The 24,537-nt window shown below is 70.0% G+C and carries 21 protein-coding genes and 1 other RNA gene; 4 read left to right on the top strand and 18 right to left on the bottom strand.

From position 1 onward, the window contains the following. Position 1: 1 nt before the first annotated feature. On the bottom strand, positions 2 to 1,165 hold the full coding sequence (locus ACH4SP_RS41730; RefSeq protein WP_398423602.1) for an ABC transporter substrate-binding protein: 1,164 nt from the start codon (positions 1,163 to 1,165) through the stop codon (positions 2 to 4). A gap of 246 nt (positions 1,166 to 1,411) precedes the next feature. Between ACH4SP_RS41730 and ACH4SP_RS41725 the strand changes: the two genes are divergently transcribed. Beyond that, positions 1,412 to 2,182, top strand: coding sequence for a GntR family transcriptional regulator (locus ACH4SP_RS41725; protein ID WP_398423600.1), 771 nt, complete (start codon positions 1,412 to 1,414; stop codon positions 2,180 to 2,182). A 52-nt stretch (positions 2,183 to 2,234) separates the two neighbouring features. After that, positions 2,235 to 2,867: an HAD family hydrolase gene (locus ACH4SP_RS41720; protein ID WP_398423598.1), complete on the top strand. Its 633-nt coding sequence runs from the start codon at positions 2,235 to 2,237 to the stop codon at positions 2,865 to 2,867. A 133-nt stretch (positions 2,868 to 3,000) separates the two neighbouring features. Here the strand turns inward: ACH4SP_RS41720 and ACH4SP_RS41715 are convergent, their stop codons facing one another. The 6 genes from ACH4SP_RS41715 to ACH4SP_RS41690 form a co-directional block, all read right to left on the bottom strand. Continuing rightward, positions 3,001 to 3,282, bottom strand: a complete 282-nt coding sequence (locus ACH4SP_RS41715; protein WP_003954777.1) for an HU family DNA-binding protein — start codon at positions 3,280 to 3,282, stop codon at positions 3,001 to 3,003. A 351-nt stretch (positions 3,283 to 3,633) separates the two neighbouring features. Further along, positions 3,634 to 5,079, bottom strand: coding sequence for an NAD-dependent malic enzyme (locus tag ACH4SP_RS41710; protein WP_398423595.1), 1,446 nt, complete (start codon positions 5,077 to 5,079; stop codon positions 3,634 to 3,636). 450 nt (positions 5,080 to 5,529) lie between these two features. Then, positions 5,530 to 7,902 carry a HelD family protein gene (locus ACH4SP_RS41705; RefSeq protein ID WP_398423593.1) on the bottom strand — a complete coding sequence of 791 codons (2,373 nt, stop codon included), beginning with the start codon at positions 7,900 to 7,902 and terminating at the stop codon, positions 5,530 to 5,532. A 131-nt stretch (positions 7,903 to 8,033) separates the two neighbouring features. Beyond that, positions 8,034 to 8,819 (bottom strand): anti-sigma factor family protein, encoded by a 786-nt coding sequence (locus ACH4SP_RS41700; RefSeq protein WP_398423591.1) that lies wholly within the window; start codon positions 8,817 to 8,819, stop codon positions 8,034 to 8,036. Then, complete coding sequence (locus ACH4SP_RS41695; RefSeq protein WP_398423589.1) at positions 8,816 to 9,406, bottom strand: sigma-70 family RNA polymerase sigma factor; 591 nt, start codon at positions 9,404 to 9,406, stop codon at positions 8,816 to 8,818. Before ACH4SP_RS41695 ends, ACH4SP_RS41700 begins: the two co-directional genes overlap by 4 nt. Positions 9,407 to 9,510: 104 nt before the next feature. Next, entirely contained in the window at positions 9,511 to 10,131 is a 621-nt protein-coding gene (locus tag ACH4SP_RS41690; protein ID WP_398423587.1) for a CGNR zinc finger domain-containing protein, read from the bottom strand. 128 nt (positions 10,132 to 10,259) lie between these two features. Here ACH4SP_RS41690 and ACH4SP_RS41685 point away from each other — a divergent pair, with 128 nt between their 5' ends. Further along, on the top strand, positions 10,260 to 10,781 hold the full coding sequence (locus ACH4SP_RS41685) for a GNAT family N-acetyltransferase (RefSeq protein WP_398423586.1): 522 nt from the start codon (positions 10,260 to 10,262) through the stop codon (positions 10,779 to 10,781). Between the two features lie 230 nt (positions 10,782 to 11,011). Here the strand turns inward: ACH4SP_RS41685 and ACH4SP_RS41680 are convergent, their stop codons facing one another. The 8 genes from ACH4SP_RS41680 to ftsE all read right to left on the bottom strand — a co-directional run bounded on the left by ACH4SP_RS41680 (position 11,012) and on the right by ftsE (position 20,156). Beyond that, positions 11,012 to 12,823 carry an acyltransferase family protein gene (locus ACH4SP_RS41680; RefSeq protein WP_398423584.1) on the bottom strand — a complete coding sequence of 604 codons (1,812 nt, stop codon included), beginning with the start codon at positions 12,821 to 12,823 and terminating at the stop codon, positions 11,012 to 11,014. Beyond that, positions 12,820 to 14,946, bottom strand: a complete 2,127-nt coding sequence (locus ACH4SP_RS41675; RefSeq protein WP_398423730.1) for a bifunctional polysaccharide deacetylase/glycosyltransferase family 2 protein — start codon at positions 14,944 to 14,946, stop codon at positions 12,820 to 12,822. Before ACH4SP_RS41675 ends, ACH4SP_RS41680 begins: the two co-directional genes overlap by 4 nt. Before the next feature lie 100 nt (positions 14,947 to 15,046). Further along, positions 15,047 to 15,898, bottom strand: a complete 852-nt coding sequence (locus tag ACH4SP_RS41670) for a hypothetical protein (RefSeq protein WP_398423583.1) — start codon at positions 15,896 to 15,898, stop codon at positions 15,047 to 15,049. A 362-nt stretch (positions 15,899 to 16,260) separates the two neighbouring features. Continuing rightward, positions 16,261 to 16,630: a transfer-messenger RNA gene (ssrA, locus tag ACH4SP_RS41665) on the bottom strand. 109 nt (positions 16,631 to 16,739) lie between these two features. Then, entirely contained in the window at positions 16,740 to 17,231 is a 492-nt protein-coding gene (gene smpB, locus ACH4SP_RS41660) for an SsrA-binding protein SmpB (RefSeq protein ID WP_398423581.1), read from the bottom strand. 18 nt (positions 17,232 to 17,249) lie between these two features. After that, entirely contained in the window at positions 17,250 to 18,437 is a 1,188-nt protein-coding gene (locus tag ACH4SP_RS41655; RefSeq protein ID WP_398423579.1) for a S41 family peptidase, read from the bottom strand. Between the two features lie 98 nt (positions 18,438 to 18,535). After that, positions 18,536 to 19,456 carry a permease-like cell division protein FtsX gene (gene ftsX, locus ACH4SP_RS41650; RefSeq protein WP_398423578.1) on the bottom strand — a complete coding sequence of 307 codons (921 nt, stop codon included), beginning with the start codon at positions 19,454 to 19,456 and terminating at the stop codon, positions 18,536 to 18,538. A 10-nt stretch (positions 19,457 to 19,466) separates the two neighbouring features. After that, a complete protein-coding gene (ftsE, locus tag ACH4SP_RS41645) occupies positions 19,467 to 20,156 on the bottom strand; it encodes a cell division ATP-binding protein FtsE (protein WP_362411984.1) in 690 nt (229 codons plus the stop codon). A 267-nt stretch (positions 20,157 to 20,423) separates the two neighbouring features. On the opposite strand from ftsE, the gene ACH4SP_RS41640 reads away from it, so the two are divergent. Beyond that, positions 20,424 to 20,618 (top strand): hypothetical protein, encoded by a 195-nt coding sequence (locus ACH4SP_RS41640; protein ID WP_398423575.1) that lies wholly within the window; start codon positions 20,424 to 20,426, stop codon positions 20,616 to 20,618. A 135-nt stretch (positions 20,619 to 20,753) separates the two neighbouring features. Here the strand turns inward: ACH4SP_RS41640 and ACH4SP_RS41635 are convergent, their stop codons facing one another. From ACH4SP_RS41635 to ACH4SP_RS41625, 3 genes are all read right to left on the bottom strand, one after another. After that, on the bottom strand, positions 20,754 to 21,524 hold the full coding sequence (locus tag ACH4SP_RS41635; RefSeq protein WP_398423573.1) for a hypothetical protein: 771 nt from the start codon (positions 21,522 to 21,524) through the stop codon (positions 20,754 to 20,756). A 339-nt stretch (positions 21,525 to 21,863) separates the two neighbouring features. Further along, positions 21,864 to 22,970 carry a peptide chain release factor 2 gene (prfB, locus tag ACH4SP_RS41630; protein WP_398423571.1) on the bottom strand — a complete coding sequence of 369 codons (1,107 nt, stop codon included), beginning with the start codon at positions 22,968 to 22,970 and terminating at the stop codon, positions 21,864 to 21,866. Between the two features lie 294 nt (positions 22,971 to 23,264). Continuing rightward, complete coding sequence (locus ACH4SP_RS41625) at positions 23,265 to 24,518, bottom strand: serine/threonine-protein kinase (protein WP_398423569.1); 1,254 nt, start codon at positions 24,516 to 24,518, stop codon at positions 23,265 to 23,267. Positions 24,519 to 24,537: the final 19 nt, after the last annotated feature.

The following is a 24,537-nucleotide window of genomic DNA, read 5'->3' as shown; positions in this document are numbered from 1 at the left end:
CTCAGCTGACCGCCTTGCCCCAGCCCTGGACGACGGCCTCCTTGGCCTTCGCCTCCTGCTGCGGCGTCACGGTCTTCGGGGTGCCGGAGACCTTCGGGATCTTGGCGGCTGCGGCCTTGTCGGCGGTGCCGTCCTTGACCATGACCTCCAGCATGGCGGGCCGCGAGAAGCCCTTGAGCCAGATGTTCTGGCCCTCCTTGCTGTAGACGAACTCCAGCCACAGGCGGGCGGCGGCCGGGTGCGGGGCGTGCTTGTTGACGCCCTGGTTGTAGTAGTTCGAGTACTGGCCGTCGGAGGGGACGGTGACCTTCCAGTCGACGCCCTTCGCCTTGAGCTTCTCCCCGTATCCCAGGTTGAGGTAGTCCCAGTCGATCGAGATCGGGGTCTCGCCCTTCTGGATGGTGGCCAGCGTCGACTCGGCGGGCACGTAGTTGCCCTTCTGCTTCAGCTGCTTGAAGAAGTCGAGTCCTGGCCGGATGTCGTCGAGGGAGCCGCCGTTGGACAGCGAGGCGGCGAAGACGGTGGCGAGCGCGGAGCTGGACTCGGCCGGGTTGCCGTTCAGGGCGACCTTGTTCTTGTACGCGGGGTCCAGGAGGTCCTTGAAGGTCTCCGGGCACTTGGCGACGGCCTTCGCGTCGCAGCCGATCGAGATGTACCCGCCGTAGTTGTTCAGGTAGGAGCCGTCGGGCTGCTTCTGCGCGGCGGGTATCGCGTCCCAGCCGGTGACCTTGTACGGGGCGAGCAGCTTCTGCGCCTTCGCGCTCTGCATGTACGCGGTGCCCAGGTCGAGCGCGTCGACGGCGCGGTCCTGGCCCTTGCGCTTGGCGGCGGCGTTGAGTGCCTGCTGGCTGCTGCCGCCGGGGTTCTCGTTGTTGACCTTGATGCCGGGGTAGCGCTTCTGGAAGGCCGCGACCATCTCGCCGTAGTTGGCCCAGTCCGGGGCGAGCGCGTACACGTTCAGCTCGCCCTCCTTCTCGGCCGCCGCGACGAGCTTGTCCATCCCGCCGAGGTCCGCCGCCGACGTCGCCTGCGCGGCCTTGCTCGCGGCGGCGACCGACTCGGGCGCCGAGCCGCAGCCGGTGGCCAGTGCGGCGGTCGCGACGGCCGCGGTCGCGAAGAGAAGGGAACGGCTCGGTCGGAGAGAACTCGGACGAGCTGGATGCACGGTGTACTCCTGGGTCGTCGGCCGGCCCACCTGTCTGGACAAGCCATCAGTCAGTAAGCCAGCGGAATCTAACAGCCCAGACGCCCCGTTTCCAACCGTCCGGAAGATGAAAACTGCAGGTCAAAAGCGTTACCGGGAAGGTGGTTTAGGGGTGGGTGAAGTGGTGAGAAGTAGAGCCCCGGCCCTGTCCTGGTGCGCACTGTTGCGCACAGGTGTCATCATCGTCACTCACCGAAGAGGAGCGATGTGAACCAGCCGCACCACCCGCCGAACCGGCGGCACCAGCAGATCACCGCCGCTCTGCGCGAGGCCATCGCCGACGGCCGGTACCCGGTCGGCTCCACCCTTCCCTCGGAGTCCGAACTGGCCGGCCTGCACGGCGTGTCCCGGGGCACCGTCCGCCAGGCCGTCAGCTCGCTGCTCGCCGAGGGCCTGGTCGGCTCCCGGCAGGGCGCCCGCAGCGTCGTGCTGTCCACGGCGCCCCGGCAGAGCTTCGGCGAACTGCGCAGCTTCTCCGAGTGGGCGTGGGCGTCGGGGCACACCCCCGGCGGCCTGGTCCTCGCCTCGGAGCGCGCGGGCGCGAGCCACCAGGAGGCGGCCCTGCTGCGGCTGGCCCCCGGCTCCCCCGTCCTGCGGGTACGCCGGCTGCGCACCCTGGACGGCTCCCCCGTCCTGCTGGAACGCACCGTATACACGGGCTGGACGGCCGACGCGGTCGAGGCGCTGCCCGACGACTGCGAGTCCGTCACCCGTGCCCTCAGGGACGCCACAGGACTGGTCTTTGCGCACGGCGAGCACCACCTGGACGCGGTCGCCGCGGGCACCGCCGACGCCAAGGAGCTCGGCGTCCGGCGCGGCAGCCCGCTGCTGCGCGTGCGCCGCACCACGACCACCGCCGACGGCCGCCCGGTGGAGACCGGGGACGACCGCTATGTGCCCGGTTCGGTGGTCTTCACCGTCCGCAATTCCGTCGGCGCCAACCCACTGGCCCGTACGCAGCCCACGCAGGCCCCCTGAACCGGCCCGTACGCAGCCCACCCGAGCCCCCGAGCCGAGAGGTCTTCACCGCATGCCCGTCATCGCCCCGCCCGCCGCACTCCTCTGCGACATGGACGGCACCCTCGTCGACACCGAGCACCAGTGGCTGGAGGTCGTCGCCGCCCTGTTCGAGGAGCACGGCATCGCCCCGACGTCCGAGGTCCTGGCCCCGTTCGCCGGGGCCGCGATAGCCACCGCGGCGGCCCTCTTCGCGGACACGCACGCCATCACCGGTACGGCGGAGAGGCTGGACCGCGAATTCACCGCACTGGTGGCAGCCGGGGTCACCGTCCAGCCCGGCGCGCTGCGCCTCCTGGACCGGGCCCGTGAGCTCGGCGTGCCCGTGGCGCTCGTCACCGCGTCCGAGCGCAAGGTCGCCGATCTGGTCCTGAAGGGCCTGGGCGTCGACCGTTTCGCCACCTCCGTCGCGCAGGGCGACACGGAGCGCGGCAAGCCCCACCCGGACCCGTACGCGGCAGCCGCGAGGGCGCTCGGCGTGGACCCGGCGGACTGCCTGGCCGTGGAGGACACCCCCACGGGTGCGGCGGCGGCGCTGGCGGCGGGCTGCCGCCTGCTCGCCGTCCCTTCGGTGCCCGGCATCGACGCGGGCCCCAGGACGGTCGTGGTGACCTCCCTGGAGGACGTGGAGCTGGGCGGGCGCTGAGCCTCGCGGAGCGGCCCCGTACGGCAGTGGCTCCGTGCGTACGGGAAATCCCCCGGGCACGCCGAAGGGGGCGCCCGTCCGGCGTATTCCGGACGGCCGCCCCCTTACGGTTCTGCCTTGATGCCTAGGGGTGTTACTTACCCTTGGCGGCTTCCTTGAGCTTGGAGCCCGCGGAGACCTTCACGCTGTAGCCGGCCGGGATCTGGATCGGGTCGCCGGTCTGCGGGTTACGAGCGGTACGAGCGGCACGGTGGGTGCGCTCGAAGGTCAGGAAGCCGGGGATGGTGACCTTCTCGTCGCCCTTGGCGACGATCTCGCCGACGGTCTCGGCGAGCGCGGCCAGCACGGCGTCGGCGTCCTTGCGGGTCACCTCGGCACGGTCGGCCAGGGCGGCCACCAGCTCACTGCGGTTCATGTTGTTACTCCCGTGTTCTTCTTGCCTGTGAGGCGTGCCACGCGGCGGAGCCGCATGATGGGTACAGCTTTAGCCGATGCTGCCAGGGGCTTCGGACAGTCCCCGGACCCGGGTCTGTTTTCCAGACCCTCGCGCCCGATTACGCATCCTGCCCCCACCAGCGGCGGGAAAGCCAATCCGGCACCCGTCGGAGTCACACGAAGAGCGCCACTGCCTCGCCGTGGTGACGCTCCGTCGACTAACTGAAGCGGACTGCTTACGGGCCGCAGCGCTCGGCCATGAAACGCTGCGTGCATTGCCCGCCACCCTAGAGGTGCCCCGGATGCGCTGCGACCCGCGACGCGCCGCGCGTCAGGCGGACGTGGGACCCGTCACAGTCGCCCCGGCAGCCTTCGCCGCGGTACGAACGGCACCCGCGACGGCACCCGCGACCTTGTCGTTGAAGACCGACGGAATGATGTAGTTCGGGTTCAGTTCGTCCTCGGAGACGACGTCCGCCAGCGCGCTCGCAGCGGCCAGCATCATCTCCGTGTTGACGGTCCTGGACTGCGCGTCCAGGAGGCCGCGGAAGACGCCGGGGAAGACCAGCACGTTGTTGATCTGGTTCGGGAAGTCCGAGCGGCCCGTGGCCACAACTGCCGCTGTCTGACGGGCGATTGCGGGCTCGACCTCGGGGTCGGGGTTCGCGAGCGCGAAGACGATCGAGCCCTCGGCCATGGCGGCCACGTCGTCCCCGTTGAGGACGTTCGGGGCCGACACGCCGATGAAGACGTCGGCGCCGACGACGGCCTCCTTGAGGGTGCCCGTCACCCCTTCGGGGTTGGTGTTGTCGGCGATCCAGCGCAGCGCCGCGCCGCCGGCACCGGGAGCGTCGGCGGCGACCAGGTCTTCGCGGCCGGCGTGCACCACACCGTGGATGTCGGCGACGACGGCGTGCTTGACGCCCGCCGCGATGAGCAGCTTCAGGATCGCCGTACCGGCCGCGCCCGCGCCCGACATGACGACGCGTACGTCGCCGATGGACTTGCCGACCACCCGCAGCGCGTTCGTGAGTGAGGCGAGAACCACAATCGCGGTGCCGTGCTGGTCGTCGTGGAAGACCGGAATGTCCAGTGCCTCGCGCAGCCGGGCCTCGATCTCGAAGCAGCGCGGCGCGGAGATGTCTTCGAGGTTGATGCCCGCGAAGCCGGGGGCGATGGCCTTGACGATCTCGACGATGGCGTCGGTGTCCTGGGTGTCCAGGCAGATCGGCCAGGCGTCGATGTCGGCGAACCGCTTGAACAGGGCCGCCTTGCCCTCCATGACCGGCATGGCCGCCATCGGGCCGATGTTGCCCAGGCCCAGCACTGCGGAGCCGTCGGTGACGACCGCGACGGTGTTGCGCTTGATGGTGAGGCGGCGGGCGTCCTCGGGGTTCTCGGCGATGGCCATGCAGACGCGGGCGACGCCCGGCGTGTAGATCATCGAGAGGTCGTCACGGTTGCGGATGGGGTGCTTCGACTGCATCTCGATCTTGCCGCCGAGGTGCATCAGGAACGTACGGTCGGAGACCTTCCCGAGCACGACGCCGTCGACTCCGCGCAGCTTCTCGACGATCTCGTCGGCGTGCGAGGTCGAGGAAGCGGCGATCGTGACGTCGATCCGCAGCTTCTCGTGGCCGGATGCGGTGACGTCGAGGCCGGTCACGGAGCCGCCGGAGGCTTCGACGGCCGAGGTGAGCTGGCTGACCGAGGTCCCGCTCGCGGGGACCTCCAGTCGGACCGTCATCGAGTACGAGACGCTGGGCGCCGTTGCCATGGCCGACTTCCTCTGCTTTCCCTAGCTTCATTGCTGCGCCGCTCCGGCCGGGAGCCGTGCGGCGCAGTCCGATCGTCGCACCTACCTGCGAGTAGCGGGTAATGAGTGCTCCGGTTTCGGAAACAGTTTTCCACCATACGAGAAACACTCGCCTCAGTGGAAGCCCCAAAGCGAATCGGCGGAAGCGCCAAGAGGCACCGGGAGGCGCCGAGGAAGCACCGGGGAGGCGCCGGGGAAGCACCAAAACGAAGAGGTCCGGAGCGCTCCTGGGAGCGCTCCGGACCTCTTCCTCAACGATTGGGCGACACCGACCCGCCATGCTCGCCTCGCGGCAAGTGGTCGCTCGAAGCGACTAAGGTTGGGCCCGGGGGCTTGGATCGAGCCGGTGTCACATTCGAGACTAACAAACCCTCCCCGGAAGTGATTCCCCTGTGGGGGCTCGACTCGAAATCAGCCCCGCAGCAGCGCCGGAACCCCGTCCGCATCGGCGGCGTCCCGCTTCCCCGACACCACCGTGAGCTGCTGCGTCGCACGCGTCAGCGCCACGTACAGCACCCGCAGCCCGGCCGGGGACTCCTCGGCGATCTCCGCGGGGGACACCACCACCGTCGCGTCGTACTCCAGCCCCTTGGCCTCCAGGCTGCCCAGCGCGACCACCCGGTCCCCGAGCTCGGCGAGCCAACGCCGGGCCTGCACACGCCTGTTCATGGCGACGACGACGCCCACGGTGCCGTCCACCTGCGCCAGGAGGCGGCGCGCCTCGTCCCGTACGGAAGCCTCAAGGTCGTCCTGGCCTGCGACGAACCTCGGCACCACACCCGTCGAGCGCACCGCGCGCGGGGAGCGCATGTCCGGCGCGGCGAGGGCCAGCACCTTCGCCGCCAGCTCCGCGATCTCCGCCGGGTTGCGGTAGTTGACCGTCAGCTCGAACTTGCGGCGCGGGCGCGAGCCCAGCGCCTCGTCGCGTGCCTCGGCGGCCTCCTGGGGGTCGGTCCAGGAGGACTGGGCGGCGTCGCCGACGATCGTCCAGGTCGCGGTGCGGCCGCGCCGGCCGACCATCCGCCACTGCATCGGCGTGAGGTCCTGCGCCTCGTCGACGATGACGTGCGCGTACTCGGTGCGCTCCGCCGCGAGCCGCTCGGCGCGCTCCCACTGGGTCTCCTCGCGGTGCGGCATCAGCTCTTCGAGGCCGGTCAGCGCGTCCAGCGGGTCGTACTCGCGCTTCTTCCTGGGCTTCGCCGGCGTGCCGAGCAGGAGCTGGAGCTCGTCGAGGAGGGCCACGTCGTGCACGGACAGCTCGTCGCGGCGCAGCGAGCGGGCCAGCTGACGGACCTCGCGCGGGTTGAGGATGCGGCGGGCCCACCGGGCCAGGCGCTTCTCATCGGACATGGCGGCGAGCACCCCGCGCGGGGTGAGCTCCGGCCACCAGGCGTCCAGGAAGGCGAGGAAGGAGTCCTCGGAGGCCACGTCCTCGTCGAAGGAGGAGCGCAGTTCGGCGGCGAGTTCCGGGTCGGTGTGCCGGCCCCGGCCGCCCGACCTGGACCAGAGGGCGTCGAGGAGGAGCTTGCGGGCGCGCGGGCGCAGCAGGTTGACCGGGGCGGTGCCGCTCAGGACGTTGTTGCGGATCCGCTGGAGGTCGTTCGCCTCCAGCTCCAGGCGGGCGCCGAAGGCGACGACGCGCAGCAGGTCGGTCCGTACGGCGGGCTTCGCCCCGTCCTCCTCAAGATCGCCCTCAGGCCCGTCGAAGCCGCCGAACGAAAGCTGACCCTCCTCTTCCGGGAGTTCCGCGGCCACAGGGGCCTCCAGGGCCCCTCGTGCCACCTTCCGCAGCACCTTCAGCATCCGCGAGGAGCCCTTGATGCGGGCGATGTTCGGTTCGTCGTACGTGGTCGCCTCGGCGCCGTCGACGAGCGAGCCGAGCGCACGGATCGCCACCTGGCCCTCCTCGCCGAGGGACGGCAGGACGCCTTCGGTGTACGAGACGAGCAGCGGGGTCGGCGAGACGATCAGGATGCCGCCCGCGTACCGGCGGCGGTCCTGGTAGAGGAGGTAGGCGGCGCGGTGCAGGGCGACGGCGGTCTTGCCGGTGCCCGGACCGCCCGCGACCTCCGTGACGGAGGCGGCGGGGGCCCTGATGACCAGGTCCTGCTCGGCCTGGATGGACGAGACGATGTCGCGCATGGTGTGGCTGCGGGCCTGCCCGAGGGCGGCCATCAGCGCACCGTCCCCGATCACGGCCAGCTTCTCGCCGCCGAGGTGCGCGGCCAGCTCCGGCCGCATCAGGTCGTCCTCGACACCGAGGACCTGACGGCCCTTGGACCGGATGACCCGGCGGCGCACCACCCGGCCCGGGTCCTTGGGCGTGGAGCGGTAGAACGGCGCGGCGGCGGGCGCGCGCCAGTCGATCACCAGCGGCGCGTAGTCGGAGTCGAGGACTCCGATGCGGCCGATGTGGAGCGTCTCACCGATCTCGGCGGTGAGATCGCCCTGCACGGCGTCGTCGGCGGGCTCGATCGACGTGAACGCGCCGTCCGGGCCCTTCTTGCCGTCCTTGCCGTGCAGCAGGTCGATCCGGCCGAAGAGGAAGTCCTCGAACTCGTTGTTGAGACGGTTGAGGTGCACCCCCGCCCGGAAGACCTGCGCGTCGCGCTCGGCGAGTGCGCCGGGCGTACCGACCTGACCCCGCTGGGCGGCGTCGTTCATCAGGAACTCGGCCTCGTGGATCTTCTCCTCAAGACGGCGGTACACCTGATCCAGATGATCCTGTTCCACGCCGATTTCTCGGTCGCGGACCGAATCGACAGCGGCATCCTGCGCGGCCACCGAGGCCCCCTTCTGACGTGCACTGGGCAGCCGTCAACCGTACGCGAAGGGGACCGTTATGTCAGGCGTCGACTTTTCGTAAGCGGTGCGGGAGTCGCGGGCGGGAGATCGCGGGGGTCGCGGGCGGGGAATCAGGCGTCGACCTGCACGAGCCGTTTGCCGTCGAAGGTGCGGACCTCGAAGTGGTCGATATCGTTGCGGGCCATGGCCGCGCCCCCGTGGACGTACAGCGGGTTCTTGGCGCTCTTGTTCGGGCTGTCCGGGATGCCGTACCCCCACTTGGGCACGGACCAGCTGCTCACGACCTCCTCCTCGCCCTTCTTCGAGACGGCGATCAGGCTGCACTTGAGGGGGCCCTTGACGTTCTTGAGCTCCAGGACGGTGTGGGTGCCCCAGCCCTTCTTCTCGGTGCCGACGACGGCGCTGACCCGGGTGACCGGGTCGGTGGCCTCCCGCTTCTCCTCCATGTGGTGGAAGAAGGCGTCCTCGGCGGGGCTGGTGGGATGCGGGTCGGGGAGGGCCCGGACGGGTCCCGGATCGTTGTTCGCCGCCGCCACGACGACCGCGCCCGAGCCGCCGATCACCACCGCCGCTGCCGCCGCGACCAGGTACAGGCCGCGCCGCTTGCGGCGGGCGCGCAGGTCCCGCTGGGCGGTGACCTCGTCGAGGAGGCCTTCGAGGAGTGCGGGCCGAGGAGGCGTCAACTCCCGTGGCGGGCCCGGTGGTTCGGCGAGCGCCGCCAGCATCGGCTCCATTCCTGCGAGGTCGTCGAGCTGGGCGGCGCAGAAGTCGCAGCCGGCCAGGTGTGCCTCGAAGGCGGTGGACTCGGCCTCGTCCAGAATGCCGAGGGAGTACGCGGCGACGGCGTCGTGGACGGACTCGTTCTCCTGTGCGCCGCCCCTCTCCGGTGCGCTCATGCCGTCACTCCTCGTTCCTCAAGCGCCAGCTTCATCGAGCGGAGCGCGTAGAAGACCCGGGACCTGACGGTCCCACTGGGTACGCCGAGGGCCTCGGCCGCCTCACCGACCGTACGTCCCTTGAAGTAGGTCTCGACGAGCGCTTCCCGGTGGGCGGGCGTCAGGTCGTCGAGCGCATCGCTGAGCGTCATCAGCCACAACGCCTTGTCGATCTCGTCCTCCGCGGGCATGACCTCCAGCGGCGACGGATCGACCTCCACCGGCCGGGCCTGCCGGCTGCGGTGGTTGTCGATGACGATCCGGCGTGCGACCGTCACCAGCCAGGGGCGGACAGAGCCGGTCGCCCGGTTGAGCGAACCGGCGTTCTTCCAGGCACGGATGAGCGTCTCCTGCACCACGTCCTCGGCACGCTGGCGGTCACCGGCGACGAGACGCAGTACGAAGGCGAGCAGTGGACCGGCATGGTCGCGGTAGAGCGAGCGCATCAACTCCTCTTCTGGAGGTGGTGAGTTGACGGCTTGCTCCGCGCTGCGATGCCGTGCCCGACGGTGCGGACGGTCATCGGCCACGGCGGCATCTTCGCGCACCTGAACCTCCCGGTCGAGACCCTCTCGGATTTCCTCGACGTGGAGTACGGGCGAGTGGGTGCGGGCGACTCAGCGGACGAGCAAGATCTTTTACGTCCCTCCGGTCACGCCTGCGCGGCGACCGCCGCGCGGCGGCGGTGGCGGGCCACCCGCTCCCGGTTGCCGCACACCTCGCTGGAGCACCAGCGGCGACGGCGGCCGCGGGACGTGTCGAGGTACAGGCGACGGCAGTTGTCACCCTCGCAGCGACGCAGGGCGGCCCGCGCGGCGGGGTCGGTGAGCAGACCCACCGTGTCCCGGGCGACGGCGGCGAGGAGCTGTTCGCAGCGGGGCTCGGCGGCGAGGACGTACACGAGCGAACCGTCCGGGACGCGGGCCGCGCGGGGTGCGGGAGGGGGCACGGCAGCAAGGGAGTTGACGGGTTCGAGGGCGGCGTCCGAGCAACCGCCCTCCAGCAACTCTCCTATGAGTGCGCGGAGTTGCCGGAATGCCTGCACCCAGCCGACGTCCATGCCACCGAGCGGGGTACCGACGGGAACCAACCGGGCACCGAGCAGCCAGGCGGCCAACTCGCTTGTCCCGCACAGCAGTTCCTCGCCCCTGGCGCGGGTCGCGAGGAGGTCCAGACAGACACGGCCGGAGTCGAACCACCAGGGTGGGGGGCCTGTACCCGTACCTGAGTTAACTGAGCGTGTGCCTGTGCTGCCCACGTCGCCCGAGCCCATGCCGATGCCCTCCGGGATCGCCGGTGGTCGCCGCCGATTTTCCAGCTACCGCTGTCTTCAGAGTGCCTGGCGCCGCCCCGCACCGGAACCCCCGGTACCGGGTCCGTAGGCGTCAGTACCGTGGGCGTATGACGATCACCGAGCCCGCCCTGAACACCGACGGTCTGACGCTGCGCCCCTGGAAGGCTGCGGACGCCGCCGCGCTCACCGAGATATGCCGCACCTCCGACATGTCCGAGACCTTCCTCCATGACGCCTCGACGGAGGACATCACGGCATGGCTGGAGGTACAGGCCCAGGGGCATGCCGAGGGCACCCGGCTGGCGTACGCGGTACTGACGGCGGACACCGGTGAGGTGGTCGGCAACGTCGTACTCAAGCGCCTGGAGCCGGGGACGCGGACTGCGGAGGTCGGTTACTGGACGGCGGGGCTGATGCGGGGGCGCGGGGTGGCGCCGCGGGCGGTTGCGGCGCTGGCGGAGTGGGCGTTCGCCACGTACGGCCTGGAGGAACTGGAGCTCTTCCACGGCATCGACAACGTGGGATCCTGCCGGGTCGCCGAAAAGGCGGGCTTCGCTTTCGTTCGGGAGTTGCCGCCGCATCAGGACTTCCCACGCAAGGGGCACCTGCACGTGCGGCGGGAAGGGTAGGCCTGGGCGACGGCGGGTTGGCGTCGAGCGGGCTGCTGGGCGCAGGGCGGCGGGGTGGTCTTCGTGCGGGTGCGTCGTGGCTGGCCGCGCAGTTCCCCGCGCCCCTAAAAGCCTGCCCCCTAGCCTCCTTGGGCAGCGGGGCGGGACGGGTGGGCAAGGGGGCGGCCCCCCACTACGGCACGCCCCTCCGCGACCGCCCCCCCCCCCGCTCCCTCAAGAAGCTACGACTACTACTTCTGTTTCTTCTTCGCCCCGTTCGGCCAGAGTCTCGGCTTCCGTTTCGCCGCGACGTCCTCCGCCCAGCCGAACGAGGCGATCGCCGCCGCGATCAGTGGCCACGCCAGGATGAACATCAGGACTTGGTACAGCTTGCCGAGATACGGGCTGATCAGCTCGCCCACCACCGGCAGGCTCCACATCTGGTCGATCATCGGGATGGTCAGCATGATCGCCATCTCGTGCCAGAGGTAGATCGTCACGGCCCGGTTGTTGGCCAGCGTGATCGGGGTGTCGAAGCCCTTGAGCTTGTCCGGGAGTTCCTGCCAGGACGGCGAGTAGTGCAGCAGGATCGCGCAGAAGCCGAGCGACCACAGCGCGTTGGCCATGGGTATCTCGTCGAAGTTCCAGCCCGCTTCCCCGATGTGCGTGCCGGCCCACCACAGGCCGAGGCACATCAGGACGGCGGCGAACGACGGGATCATGTACGCCTTGAGCTTCTTCAGCGTGCCGTCGTTGTGCGCGAAGCCGAGGATCCAGCAGGCCGCGAACGTCGAGAAGTCCTGGATCGCGTTGCCGGTCTCGCCCGGGATCTCGACCAGCTTCAGGCCGAGTACGAGGCAGATGCCGAGCGGCGCCAGCAGCGTCACCCACGGCAGCTTGCGGAACGCCTTGAGCATCAGCGGCGACAGCATGACGAACCACAGGTACGCCCGGATGTACCAGAGCGGACCCGAGGTCTGCGCGGCCCAGCTGACGTCCAGCAGACCGCCAGGAGAGCCGATCTCGTCCGGTCCCGAGGCCGCGCCCACGGGCACGAACCACCAGGCGAGCTTGATCCACCACCAGATGACCGACTCGCCGTCCTCGCCGGCGGAGGGCTTCCAGCCGCCGTTGAAGATCAGCGCGAGGGTGACGATCGCGAACAGCCACACCGGCACCATCAGTCGCCGCACGCGGCTCTTGATGACGCTGAACGCGGGCCGGGCCAGCGAGCGCGCCATCAGCGAGCCCGCCAGCGCGAACATCACGCCCATGGACGGGAAGATGATCGTCATCCACGCCTGGCCGTAGACGTGGAAGAGCACGACCCGGACCAGGGCGATGGAGCGGAGCAGGTCGAGGTAGCGGTCGCGGCCGGGCTTCTTCGGGGCCGCCTCGGCGTCCTTCTCCGCTGCCTCGGCTCCCGGAGCACCGGAATCCGCTTCCGCTGTCAGGGCCGGGTCGGCCGTCTCCGGCCAGGCCGAAGTGCTCGGCCCGTACGGATCGTCCACCGCGCCGCCCGCGACCGCGCCGCCCGCCTCGGGGCCGCGGCCCCAGGCCGGCTGCTGCCGGGTCGGCGCACCGACCGCGGCCCGCGCGAACGCGGGAGTCTCCTCCTGCTGCCCGCCCTGACCCGGGTGGGCCGGGAACGCCGTGGTGGCGCCCTCCGCCGCGTAGGCCTGGTCGGCGTAGCCCGGTTCCGCGTAACCGGCGCCCGGGTACGCGGACGCCTCCTGCGGGGCGTAGCCGCCCTGCTGCGGGTATCCGCCCTGCGGGCGGCGGTTGTTCGTCTGCGGCCAGCCACCGCCCTGGGGCTGGGCCTGCGGCACGTGGTTCCCGGCCTGGGGGTAGGCGCTGCCCTGCTGGCCCTGTCCGTACATGGACGGGCCGGGGTTGTTGCGCACCGTCGGCCAGCCACCGCCGCCACCGCCCTGCTGGGGCGGCGGCGCCCGGTGGCTGTCCAGCTGTCGCGGGAAGCCGTCCGCGTCGTACTCCGAGTTGCCGGAGTACTCGGGGTCCTCCGAGTGGCCGTTGCCGTTCGGGCCCGGATAACCGTGGCTCATCCGACCGGCCACCTCTCCTCTTCGCGCCGCTGGCCCGGCAGGGCCCCCGGCGCCTCGACCACACCGGTCCGGCGCAGCTTCTGCCAGCGCAGCCGGCCGCCGGTGAGGGCGGTGATCCAGGACTGGAGCAGGACGACGTACATGATCTGGCGGTACAGGATCTGCTGGAGCGGGAAGGAGATCAGATGCGTCATCTTCTCCTTGTCCAGTCTGAACGCGTAGGCCGCGCAGACCACTTGGAGCATCAGCACGCCGAACCACGCGATGACGGTCTTGCCCGTCGGGCCGAAGACCAGGCCGTAGATCAGGAAGATGTCGATCAGCGGCGCGAGCAGCGGGAAGACGATCATGAAGAGCGAGACGATCGGCAGGCCGATGCGGCCGAAGCGGCCCGAGGGGCCCTTCTCGATGATCGCGCGGCGGTGCTTCCAGATCGCCTGCATGGTGCCGTACGACCAGCGGTAGCGCTGCGACCACAGCTGCTGCACGGACTCCGGCGCCTCGGTCCAGGCGCGCGCGTCCTCCGCGTACACGACCTTCCAGCCGTCGCGGTGGAACGCCATCGTGATGTCGGTGTCCTCGGCGAGGGTGTCCTCGCTCATGCCGCCGACCCGGTGCAGGGCGTCCGCGCGGAACGCGCCGATCGCGCCGGGGATGGTCGGCATGATGCCGAGCATGTCGTAGAGGCGACGGTCCAGGTTGAAGCCCATCACGTACTCGATGTGCTGCCAGGCGCCGATCAGGGAGTCGCGGTTGCCGACCTTGGCGTTGCCCGCGACCGCGCCGACGCGCGGGTCGCCGAACGGCTGGACCAGCTCGCGGACCGTGGACGGCTCGAAGACCGTGTCGCCGTCCATCATCACGATGATGTCGTAACGGGCGTGCCGGATGCCGTTGTTGAGGGCCGCGGGCTTGCCCGAGTTCTGCTGGCGGACCACCCGGACGTTGGGGATGCGCATCTGCTCGACGATGTCGGCGGTGCCGTCCGTCGAGCCGTCGTCGATGACGATGACCTCGATCGGATGGTCGCTGGACATCAGCGAGCGCACGGTGTTGGCGATGCACTCGCGCTCGTTGTAGGCGGGCACGAGGACCGTGACGGGCCGGGTGACCTCGGGCCCCCAGCGGAAGCCTCGCTTGCGGACCTTGCGGGCGTGCACGAACGAAAGGATCAGCATCAGGCCGAAGCGGGCGATGACCAGCGAGCCGACGATCGCGAGACCCCAGGTCAGGGCGTCGGTGATGGAGTCGGAGACGGTGATCGCGGCGATGAACGCCTTGCTCTTCCACAGCTCAAGACCGGTGACCTGGGTGTGCGCGGTCGGTGCGCCCAGCGCCTCGGTGAGGTTGGTGAACCTGAAGCCGCGCTTCTGCATGTCCGGCAGGAACTGGTCCAGCGCCGCCACGGTCTGCGAGCGGTCACCGCCCGAGTCGTGCATCAGGACGATGGTGCCCTTGGTGGTCTTGGGCGTGGCGCGCTTGATGATCTCCTTGACGCCGGGGCGCTTCCAGTCCTCACTGTCGGTGTCGTTGACGACGGTGAGGTAACCGAGCTCGCCGACGTACTCGGCGACCGGCCAGCTGGCGTTGTCCATCGCACTGGAGGTGGAGGAGTACGGCGGCCGGAACAGCGAGGTGTGCACGCCGGCCGCACCCGCGATCGCCAGCTGGTTCTGCGAGAACTGCCAGTCGATGCCGTCCCGCGTCTTGTACGAGAGGTCGGGGTGGTTGAAGGTGTGCAGCCCCAGCTCGTGGCCCTCGTCGACGATCCGCTTGACCAGCTCCGGGTAGCGGGTGGCCATGGTGCCGGTGACGAAGAAGACGCCGTGGGCGTCGTACTGCTTCAGCTTGTCCAGGACGCGCGGCGTCCAGGTCGGGTCGGGGCCGTCGTCGAAGGTGATGACGACGTGCTTGTCCCGGACGTGCAGCGCCTCGGGCTTCTTCTCCTTGGGCTTCGTGGCATCGATGACCGGCCCACCCTTGAGGATGTTGTCGGGCACCGTGTCCGCGTCGATCGACGGACGGACCCGCTGGTCGGACTCGATCTCGCTGTGTACGTAGCCGCGCAGCATCAGCATCGCCATCAGGGCGACGAGGATCAGCGAAGGCAACAGGTAACGCATGGGGAACCAGCGCCGCCTGGGGCTGCGCTTGCGCGCGGCGGAGCGGCGGGCGCCCGATGAGGAACGCCTGCGGGGGTTGGACATCTACGTGCCGTGCCTTCTACTGAGTCGAGGTGGCGGGGTCAGGAACGGGCTCGCCGCCGCTGGGCGTACCACCGGCGTCGTCACCGCCGGGAGTGCCACCGGGGGTACCGCCGGGAGTGCCACCGGGGTCACCACCACCGGGAGTGCCGCCCGGAGTGCCGCCCGGGTCGCCACCACCGGGGGTACCGCCGGGAGTGCCACCGGGGTCACCACCGCCGGGGGTACCGCCGGGAGTGCCGCCGGGGCCGGTGCCGCCCGCCGGGTCGACCGGCGGAGGCTTCTGGTTGCCGCCCGCTCCCGCGCCGCCCGCTGCCGCGTTGCCGCCCGCGGCCTTGCCGGGATCGGTCGGCGGCTTCTTGCTGGCCGGGGTTTCCTTGGGCTCGTCCTTCTTGGCGCCGCCCGCGGGGACCTTGCCGGTGCCGGGCGTCTGCCGGCCCTGGCCGGAGGGCTGCTGGTTGTCGGAGACCGGGGGGATTCCGTCCGGTTTCGGCACGGACGGGGTGGGACTGGGGTCCGACTTGACCTTGTCGGACTTCTCCTCGGCCTTGACGCCGGGGAGGAAGAGGTCGGGCGCTATGGAACTGCCGCCGATGAGGGAGGCGACGAGCATTGCCGCGTAGCAGGCGCAGACCGCACCGAGCACCCAGCCGAGTCTGCGGAACTTCTTGCCCCGCCGGCCGCTCTCGTCGACGAACACCGGGCCGTTGCCGCCCTCTGCGGGCAGCTCGGGGAGTACGGGGCCCGCCTCCTCGCGACGCGTGAACTGCGACCCGACGGAGTCGAGCTGCATTGTCCGGTCGTCCACGTCGCGTATCTGGCGTATCTGGCGGGTCTGCCCGGTCTGGGCACCCTTTTTCATGTTGTCCATAGCTGTCCGCACATCCCCCACTGACTGATTCATCGGTGGGCGCACGCGACTAGCTGGACTCTGCCATTGATCCGGGCCCCCACCCGTCCAAGCGTCCCTATCACACTGCACCCGGAGGATGAATGTAACGCACTCGGGTGACCCGGCTTCTCGCGAGTGGCCCCTTGTCACACATCAATGACATACCGTCCGCCGGAATGAGTCATTCCATGTCCGTTTCGCACCATTTACCCCCTATCTCTAGGGCGGATAAGACATCACGTGACGCATACGACAACGAGTCGGGCGGCCGGAACGGGGTGCGGGCAGATACGACGAAGGCCCGGCTGCCGTAGCAGCCGGGCCTTCGCCTCACATGGGAATTGTGGAGATGGCGGGAATCGAACCCGCGTCCAACGGTGCAAAAACAGGGCTTCTCCGTGTGCAGTCTGCTGCGATTTTCTCGGCCCCGGAGATCACGCAGACAAGTCTCCGACGGGCTCAGTCACTGTTTGATTTCCTCCCAGGCCCCGTGACCGGGTCTAGGAGTTTAGATCCCTTGATGATGCCAGGATCCGGGTCGGGATCACCCCCGGGCTGACACTTCGCAAGTCGCTACTTAGGCAGCGAGGGCGAAGGAATCGCGCTTGGTGTTGGCGATTATTGGTTGCGACATATGGTTTACGAGATCATTGCCGCTTCCTCGACACGCTTCCCCTGCTTCGACATCCGCTGTCGAAACCGATCATCCCCATGTTGATTTTTCAAGGTGCGCCCCATCACCAAGTGGGGTGCGTTGCCATCGTACGTGACCAACGTCCGACGGTGCCAACCTATTTCCGTGCGGACCTGCGAGCGGCGCCTACAGGTGCCCGCGCTCCTTGCGCTTCACCGCGGCGATCGCGCGGTTCGTCTCCCTCGTGTCCTGCTTCTCGCGGAGCGTCTGCCGCTTGTCGTACTCCTTCTTGCCCTTGGCGAGCGCGATTTCGCACTTCACCCGGCCGTCCTTGAAGTACAGGGCGAGCGGGACGACCGTGTGGCCCGTCTCGTTCGACTTGGACTCCAGCTTGTCGATCTCGGCCCGGTGCATCAGCAGCTTCCGCTTGCGCCTGGCCGCGTGATTGGTCCAGGTGCCCTGCGAGTACAGCGGTACGTGGATGTTGTGCAGCCACGCCTCGCCGCCTTCGATCTGCACGAAGCCGTCCACCAGCGAAGCCCGGCCGAGCCGCAGGGACTTCACCTCGGTACCCATCAGCACCAGCCCGCACTCGATGGTGTCGATGATGGTGTAGTCGTGCCGGGCCTTCTTGTTCTGCGCGATGATCTTGCGCTTGGGGTCCTTTTCCTTAGCCATAGTGCGGTCATTTTCGCACTACGAGCCCCCCTGCAGGCCACTCAATACTGTCTGGGCCCGCTCCCGGGCCCGCTCGGTGACCGCGAGGTCCGGGGTGATGCCCCGCCCGTCCAGGTTGTGTCCCGCGGGGGTGCGGTAGTGGCCGACCGTCAGCTCGGCGACCGAGCCGTCCGCCAGCCGGCTCGGCTTCTGCACCGAGCCCTTGCCGAAGGTCCGCGAGCCGACGGTCAGCGCCCGGCCCCGGTCCTGGAGCGCGCCCACCGCCAGCTCGGCGGCGCTCATCGTGCCGCCGTCGACGAGCGCGACCACCGGTCTCTCGGTGTCCCCGCCCGGCTGGGCGTGCAGCGCCCGCTGTCTTCCCCGGTCGTCGTACGTCGCGACCAGACCGCCGTCGAGGAAGGCCGACGCGGCGGTGACGGCCTCGCCGACCAGCCCGCCCGCGTTGCCCCGCAGGTCCAGCAGGACGCCCTTGCCCGCGGGAGCCCCGCGCACCGCCTCCCGCACCCGCTCGCCCGATCCCCTGGTGAAGGAGGCGACTTTGATCAGCAGGGACCCGTCGGACAGCTTCTCCACGGTGACCGCCTCGGTGTCGAGGGTGGCCCTGCGCAGCTTCTCGGTCCAGGTGTGCGTACCGCGCCGGAGGCCGAGCGACACGGACGTACCGGCCGGTGAGGACGTGCCGGAGGGTGAGCCCGCGCGCTCGCCGCGCAGCAGCGAGACGACCTCCGTGACGGGCCGCCGGTCGACCGGGTGGCCGTCGATCGTGCGGAGCGTGTCCCCCTTGCGTACGCCCGCCTTCGCGGCGGGGCTGCCGGGCTGCACCCGGGCGACCTGGACCCCGCCGTCGGCCAGCCGCTTGGCCCACAGGCCGACGCCGGTGTACTCGCCGTCGAGGGACTGCGCGAACTCCCGGTACTCCGCCGGGTCGTAGACCGCGCCCCACCGGTCGCCGCTGCGGCTGACCTCTTCCTGGGCGGCCTTCTTGCCGGACTTTCCGTCGGCGACCGCCGCGGCCGCGGCCCGGGACACCGCGTCGCGGTCGGCGCTCACCCCCGCGGGCCTGATGGCCGAAGACGGCTGCCGTCCGTCCTCGTCGCTCCATGAACCGGTCGCCGAGACGGTGGCCAGCGCACCCGCGAAGACCAATGTCAGGGCCGCCCCGCGGCAGAGTCCGCGGGGCCGGACACCGAACTCCGGGCCTGACATGGCGACGAGTCTAGGACAAACCCCGTGCCCCGTACGGCGGGATGCCGCAGGGAACACGGGGTTCGGGTGGGGCTGTTGTCACACGGTGGAGGCCGCGGCTACACCTTCAGGTACTTGCGCAGTGCGAAGAAGGCGGCGAGCGCGGGCATCAACAGACTGATCGCGAGCACCAGCGGCAGCTTGGTGAGGACCGCGTCCCAGCCGATGAACTGCACCAGTTCCATCTTCTCGGCGAGCGCGATGCCGTGGTCGATCAGGAAGTACCGGCCGAGCACGAGCAGCACACAGGCGAAGGCACCGCCGATGAGGCCCGCGACGGCGGCCTCCATGATGAACGGCGCCTGGATGTAGAAGCTGGACGCGCCGACGAGCCGCATGATGCCGGTCTCGCGCCGTCTGCTGAACGCGGACACGCGCACCGTGTTCACGATCAGCATCAGCGCAATGACGAGCATCAGGCCCATCAGGACGAGGGCCGCGACGTTCATGCCGTTCATCAGCTCGAAGAGCTGGTCGAGGATGGAGCGTTGGTCCTCGACGGACTGCACCCCCGCACGGCCCGCGAAAGCGGTGGCCACCACCTTGTACTTCTGCGGGTCCTTGAGCTTGACGCGGAAGGACTCCTGCATCTGGTCCGGCGTGATGACGTTCGCCATCGGGGTGTTGCCGAACTGCTCCTTGTAGTGCTTGAACGCCTGATCCGCGTTCTCGTAGAAGACGCTCTCGACGACGTCCATCTTCTTCAGGTCGGTCTCGACCTGCTTCTTCTGCTCGGCGGTGACGGCGCCCTTGGCGCACTGCGCCACACCCGTCTCGGCGTCGTTCTTGTTGCAGAAGTAGATGGAGATGTTGACCTTGTCGTACCAGAAACTCTTCATCTCGCTGACCTGGTTGCGCATCAGGAGGGCGCCGCCGAAGAGAGCGAGGGAGAGAGCCACGGAGACGATGACGGCAAAGGTCATCGTGAGATTCCTTCGGAGACCGACACCGATCTCCGACAGGACGAACTGGGCGCGCATCGGCGTCCTTTCAGTGCTGGTAGCCGTAGACGCCGCGAGACTGGTCGCGTACGAGACGGCCCTTCTCAAGTTCGATGACGCGCTTGCGCATCTGGTCGACGATCTGCTGGTCGTGGGTCGCCATCACCACAGTGGTGCCGGTGCGGTTGATGCGGTCCAGCAGCTTCATGATGCCGACGGAGGTCTGCGGGTCGAGGTTGCCGGTCGGCTCGTCCGCGATCAGCAGCATGGGGCGGTTGACGAAGGCCCGCGCGATGGCCACGCGCTGCTGCTCACCACCGGAGAGCTCGCCGGGCATCCGGTCCTCCTTGCCGCCGAGGCCGACCAGGTCGAGCACCTGCGGGACTGCCTTGCGGATCTCGCCCTTGGGCTTGCCGATGACCTCCTGCGCGAAGGCGACGTTCTCGGCGACGGTCTTGTTGGGGAGGAGCCGGAAGTCCTGGAAGACGCAGCCGAGCTGGCGGCGCATCTGCGGCACCTTGAAGTTGGACAGGCGCGCGAGGTCCTTGCCCAGGACGTGCACCTGACCCTGGCTGGCGCGCTCCTCGCGCAGCAGCAGCCGCAGGAAGGTGGACTTGCCGGAGCCGGAGGAACCGACCAGGAAGACGAACTCGCCCTTCTCGACCTCCAGGGAGACGTCCCGCAGGGCGGGCCGGTTCTGCTTCGGGTAGGACTTGGACACGTTGTCGAATCGGATCACAGGTGCACCACGGTCGCCGGGAGTAGGTGTGCGTGACCATACGCGACCCGGCCGTACGCCCGCAGGCTGCTTCCCTGCGATGAGGGGTTTGCTCCGGTTTGCCGTGTGCCCGCGGGTGGCCGGCGACCTCGGGCCGCGCCGATCGGGCGGCCAGCTGGCACAGTGGAGGGGAACGGATGCGTTTCCCCGGGCGTTATGGGGAGAGAACGCGAAGTGTCGAGGGACGTTGCTCGGAGTGTGCGGCCGGTGACCGGAAAAGGAGAGCGCATGACCTATGACCGGTTGGTGTGCGCGAACTGCGCGGGACCGGTGGCCGAGGGCCGCTGCCCCACGTGCCGGGCGAGCAGGCAGCGCCTGGAGCAGCAGCAGAACCCGTTCTCCCAGCTCAGCCCGGCGGCGCTGATCGCGCTGCTGCTGATACTGGTGACGGCGATGGCCCTGGTGGCCCACCAGGCCGCGTAGCGGTTCGATACGTACGAAGAGGGGCCCGGGGCGCTGGTGTGCACCCCGGGCCCCTCCTCTGTCGCAGTGCGGCCGCCTACTCACCGCTGTGACTGCGGACTCCGCTGTGGCTGCGGACTCCGCCGTGGTCGCGGATCAGGCCGCGTCGCCGCCGCGGCCGCCCAGGCGGGGCAGGAAGCGGAAGGCGACGCCGCCCGCGATCATCGTCGCGGCGCCGGCCAGCAGGAGCGTGGTGTCGCCCGCACCGGTCGCGGCCAGCTCGTCCTTCGGCTTGGCCTGCTCGACCGGACGGTTGGCGATGCTGTCGACGTCGGTGTTGTCACCGGTGCCACCGGACTGGCCGGTGTTGTCGTTGCCGCCGGTGCTGCCGGGAGCCGTCGGGTCGCCGGTGGGCGGCTTCGTCGGGTCGGTCGGCGGCTTCGGGTTGTCCGTCGGCGGAGGCTTGGGCTTGTCCGTCGGCGGCTTCGGCTTGTCGGTCGGCGGCTTCGGGTCCGAGGGGTCGGCCGGGTCCGTGGGATCGGCCGGATCCGTGGGGTCGGCCGGGTCGGTCGGGTCGGTCGGCGGCTTCGGGTCCGTGGGGTCGGCCGGGTCGGTCGGGTCGGTCGGCGGCTTCGGGTCCGCGGGATCGGCCGGGTCCGCAGGATCGGCGGGGTCCGCCGGGTCCGCGGGATCGGCCGGGTCGGCCGGGTCCGCGGGGTCGGCCGGCGGCTTCGGGTCCGCGGGGTCGGCCGGGTCGCCCGGGTCCGCCGCGTCGATACCGGCGTTGATCTCCACGCCGACGCCGCCCTGGGCGTCCGTGCCCGTACCGGCGGCCTGGGCGACACCCGCGACGGTCAGCGACGCACCGGCGGCGATCACCGCACCGGCGGCGATCCGCGCGACGCGGACGCGCATCTTGTTGGTCATCTGGTTGCTACCCCCAGTAGCTGGCTGAGCTCTTCGAAATCGAGTCGATGGAGCAGCAATGCAGGGGCAACGGCTTCGGCGGGGATGTCAGTTCACGGGACCGCCTCTCAAGAGGCCGCCCGCTCGCCCCCGTTCACACCCGCCCCAGACATACGCATGCTGCCCGCCACACTCCCCCAGCCCTAAGAATTGCGTCAAGGTCGTTCCGGGCGTTGTGTCGGTTTTACGAACACTTGCCCGCGCGATGTACACAGCACCGTGACATGTCCGCTCTCGTACCGGGAACGCGGAAGCGCCGGAACCCCTCAGGGTCCCGGCGCTCCTTCGTTGCTCGCCCGCCTACTTCTCCTGCTGCTTGCGCCAGCGGATGCCGGCTTCGAGGAAGCCGTCGATCTCGCCGTCGAGGACCGCCTGCGGGTTGCCGACCTCGAACTCCGTACGGAGGTCCTTGACCATCTGGTACGGGTGCAGGACGTACGAACGCATCTGGTTGCCCCAGGAGTTGCCGCCGTCGCCCTTGAGGGCGTCCATCGCGGCCTGCTCCTCCTGGCGGCGGCGCTCAAGGAGCTTCGCCTGGAGGACGTTCATGGCGCTCGCCTTGTTCTGGATCTGGGAGCGCTCGTTCTGGCAGGAGACGACGATGCCGGTCGGGATGTGCGTCAGGCGCACCGCCGAGTCGGTGGTGTTGACGCCCTGGCCGCCGGGGCCCGACGCGCGGTAGACATCCACGCGCAGCTCGGACTCGTCGATCTCGACGTGGTCGGTCTTCTCGACGACCGGGAGGACCTCGACGCCCGCGAAGGAGGTCTGCCGGCGCCCCTGGTTGTCGAACGGCGAGATGCGCACCAGCCGGTGCGTGCCCTGCTCGACGGAGAGCGTGCCGTAGGCGTACGGAGCCTTGACGACGAAGGTGGTCGACTTGATGCCGGCCTCTTCGGCGTACGACGTCTCGTAGACCTCGGTGGAGTAGTTGTGCCGCTCGGCCCAGCGCAGGTACATCCGCTGGAGGCGCTCGGCGAAGTCGGAGGCGTCGACGCCTCCCGCTTCGGCGCGGATGTTGACGAGGGCCTCGCGCTCGTCGTACTCGCCGGAGAGGAGGGTACGGACCTCCATCTCGTCCAGCGCTTTGCGTACGGAGACGAGCTCGGACTCGGCCTCGGCGAGGGCGTCGGCGTCGTTCTCGTCGGCGGCCAGCTCGAACATCACCGCGACGTCGTCGATCCGACCGCGCAGCGCCTCGGTCTTGCGGAGCTCGGCCTGGAGGTGCGAGAGCTTGCTGGTGATCTTCTGGGCGGCATCGGGGTCGTCCCACAGGGACGGCGCCGCGGCCTGCTCTTCGAGCACGGCGATGTCGGCCCTCATCCTGTCGAGGTCCAGGACGGCCTCGATCGACCCCATGGTCGAGGAGAGGGACTTCAGCTCTTCGGATACATCGACGACTGCCACCGCACCAGCGTAACCGGTACGGGGTGAAGGCCGGTCCGGGCGTCCCATTCAGCCCGTCCGGCGTTTGAGGACGCGCGGCGCAGCCGTGCACCGGGCGCAGCCCGGGACACCAGCCCCCACCGGCGCGAGCCGTGACCCGTCTTTGCCCCGCGGCGAGCGGTTCAGGTGAAGGGGCGGGGAGGGGCAGCGCCGCAGGCAAGGCCCGCCACCCACCGGCCCGCACGGCACGGCCACACAGCGCCGCAGCACAAAGGGACCGGAGCCCGCCGCAGGCGCAAACGCCCCCGCCCCGCCCTACGGCTCCGCCGTCCCCGACTGGCTGGTCCCCGGCCCCGGTCCCGCCCCCTCGTCCGCCGACGAGGCGACCAGCCAGCCGCCGACCCCCACCGCCGCCAGCAGGGCCACCCCCGCCGTCGTCATGATCAGCCGCCGCTTCCGCACCTCCGACCGGTGCCGCGCCGACCCCGGCCGCCGGTCCCCGGTCGCCCGCGGCACCCGCGCCGTGCCCAGCGGGCCGCCCGCCAGCTCGTCCGGCGCCGGCACCCGCATCGACGTGTGTGTGTCCCTGTTGGACGAGTCGAGCGTCGTACCGGGCACAAGCGGAACCGCTCCCCGGCGCGGCTGCGGGTCCTCGTCGCGGTCCCCCGACTCACCCTCGTACGCCACCGACTCCGTCGGAGCCTGTGGCTCCGAATCCGGCTCGTCGACGTCCAGCGGTCCCATCCCCACCAGCAGCGGCAGCTGCTCGCGCAGCCCCGCCGCCAGCTCCGAAGCCCGCAGCCGCGACGCGGGCGCCTTCGCGAGGCACTGCACTATGAGCTGCCACAGTTCCTCCGGAATCCCCGGAAGCGGAACGACCGTCTCGGTCACGTGCCGACGCAGTACCGCCCCCGGGTGCCCCCCGCCGAACGGCGTGAAGCCCGCGAGTAGCTCGTACAGGACGGTCGCCAGCGCGTAGATGTCCACGGCCGCGCGCGGTGGCAGCCCCTCGACGATCTCGGGGGCCAGGTAGTCCGGGGTACCGATGATCTTCGTGGCCCTGGTGCGGCGCGGGGTGTCGATCAGCTTGGCGACACCGAAGTCGGTGAGCAGCGCGGGGTGCGAGCCGCCGGGGCCGAGCGGCCCCTGCATGTCGAGCAGCACGTTCTCCGGCTTGACGTCGCGGTGCACGATCTGGGCCGCGTGCGCGGCGGCGAGACCGTCGGCGATGTCGATGGCGATGGCGACGGCCGCCTCGGGGGCGAGTCTGCGCTCGCGGTCGAGGCGGGTGCGCAGGTCGGTGCCCCGTACGAGGTCCATGACGAGCGCGAGGTCGTTGCCGTCGACGACGAGGTCGCGCACCGCGACGACGTGCGGGTGGTCGAGCTTGAGGAGCGCGGTGCGCTCCTGGACGAAGCGGCCGACGAGTTCCTGGTCGGAGGCCAGGTCCTCGCGCAGCATCTTGATGGCGACGGGTCCCTCGGGACCCTCGCCGAGCCATACCGTGCCCGCGCTGCCGCGCCCCAGGATCTGGTGGGCGGTGTACCGGCTGCCGATTTTCCGTGCCAAGACTGCTCCCTCAGCGGCT

The sequence above is a fragment of the Streptomyces sp. NPDC021093 genome (assembly GCF_044333135.1).
Lineage (GTDB): Bacteria > Actinomycetota > Actinomycetes > Streptomycetales > Streptomycetaceae > Streptomyces.
Note: the sequence above shows the minus strand (reverse complement) of the source record. Positions and strands in the feature narration are given on the sequence as shown.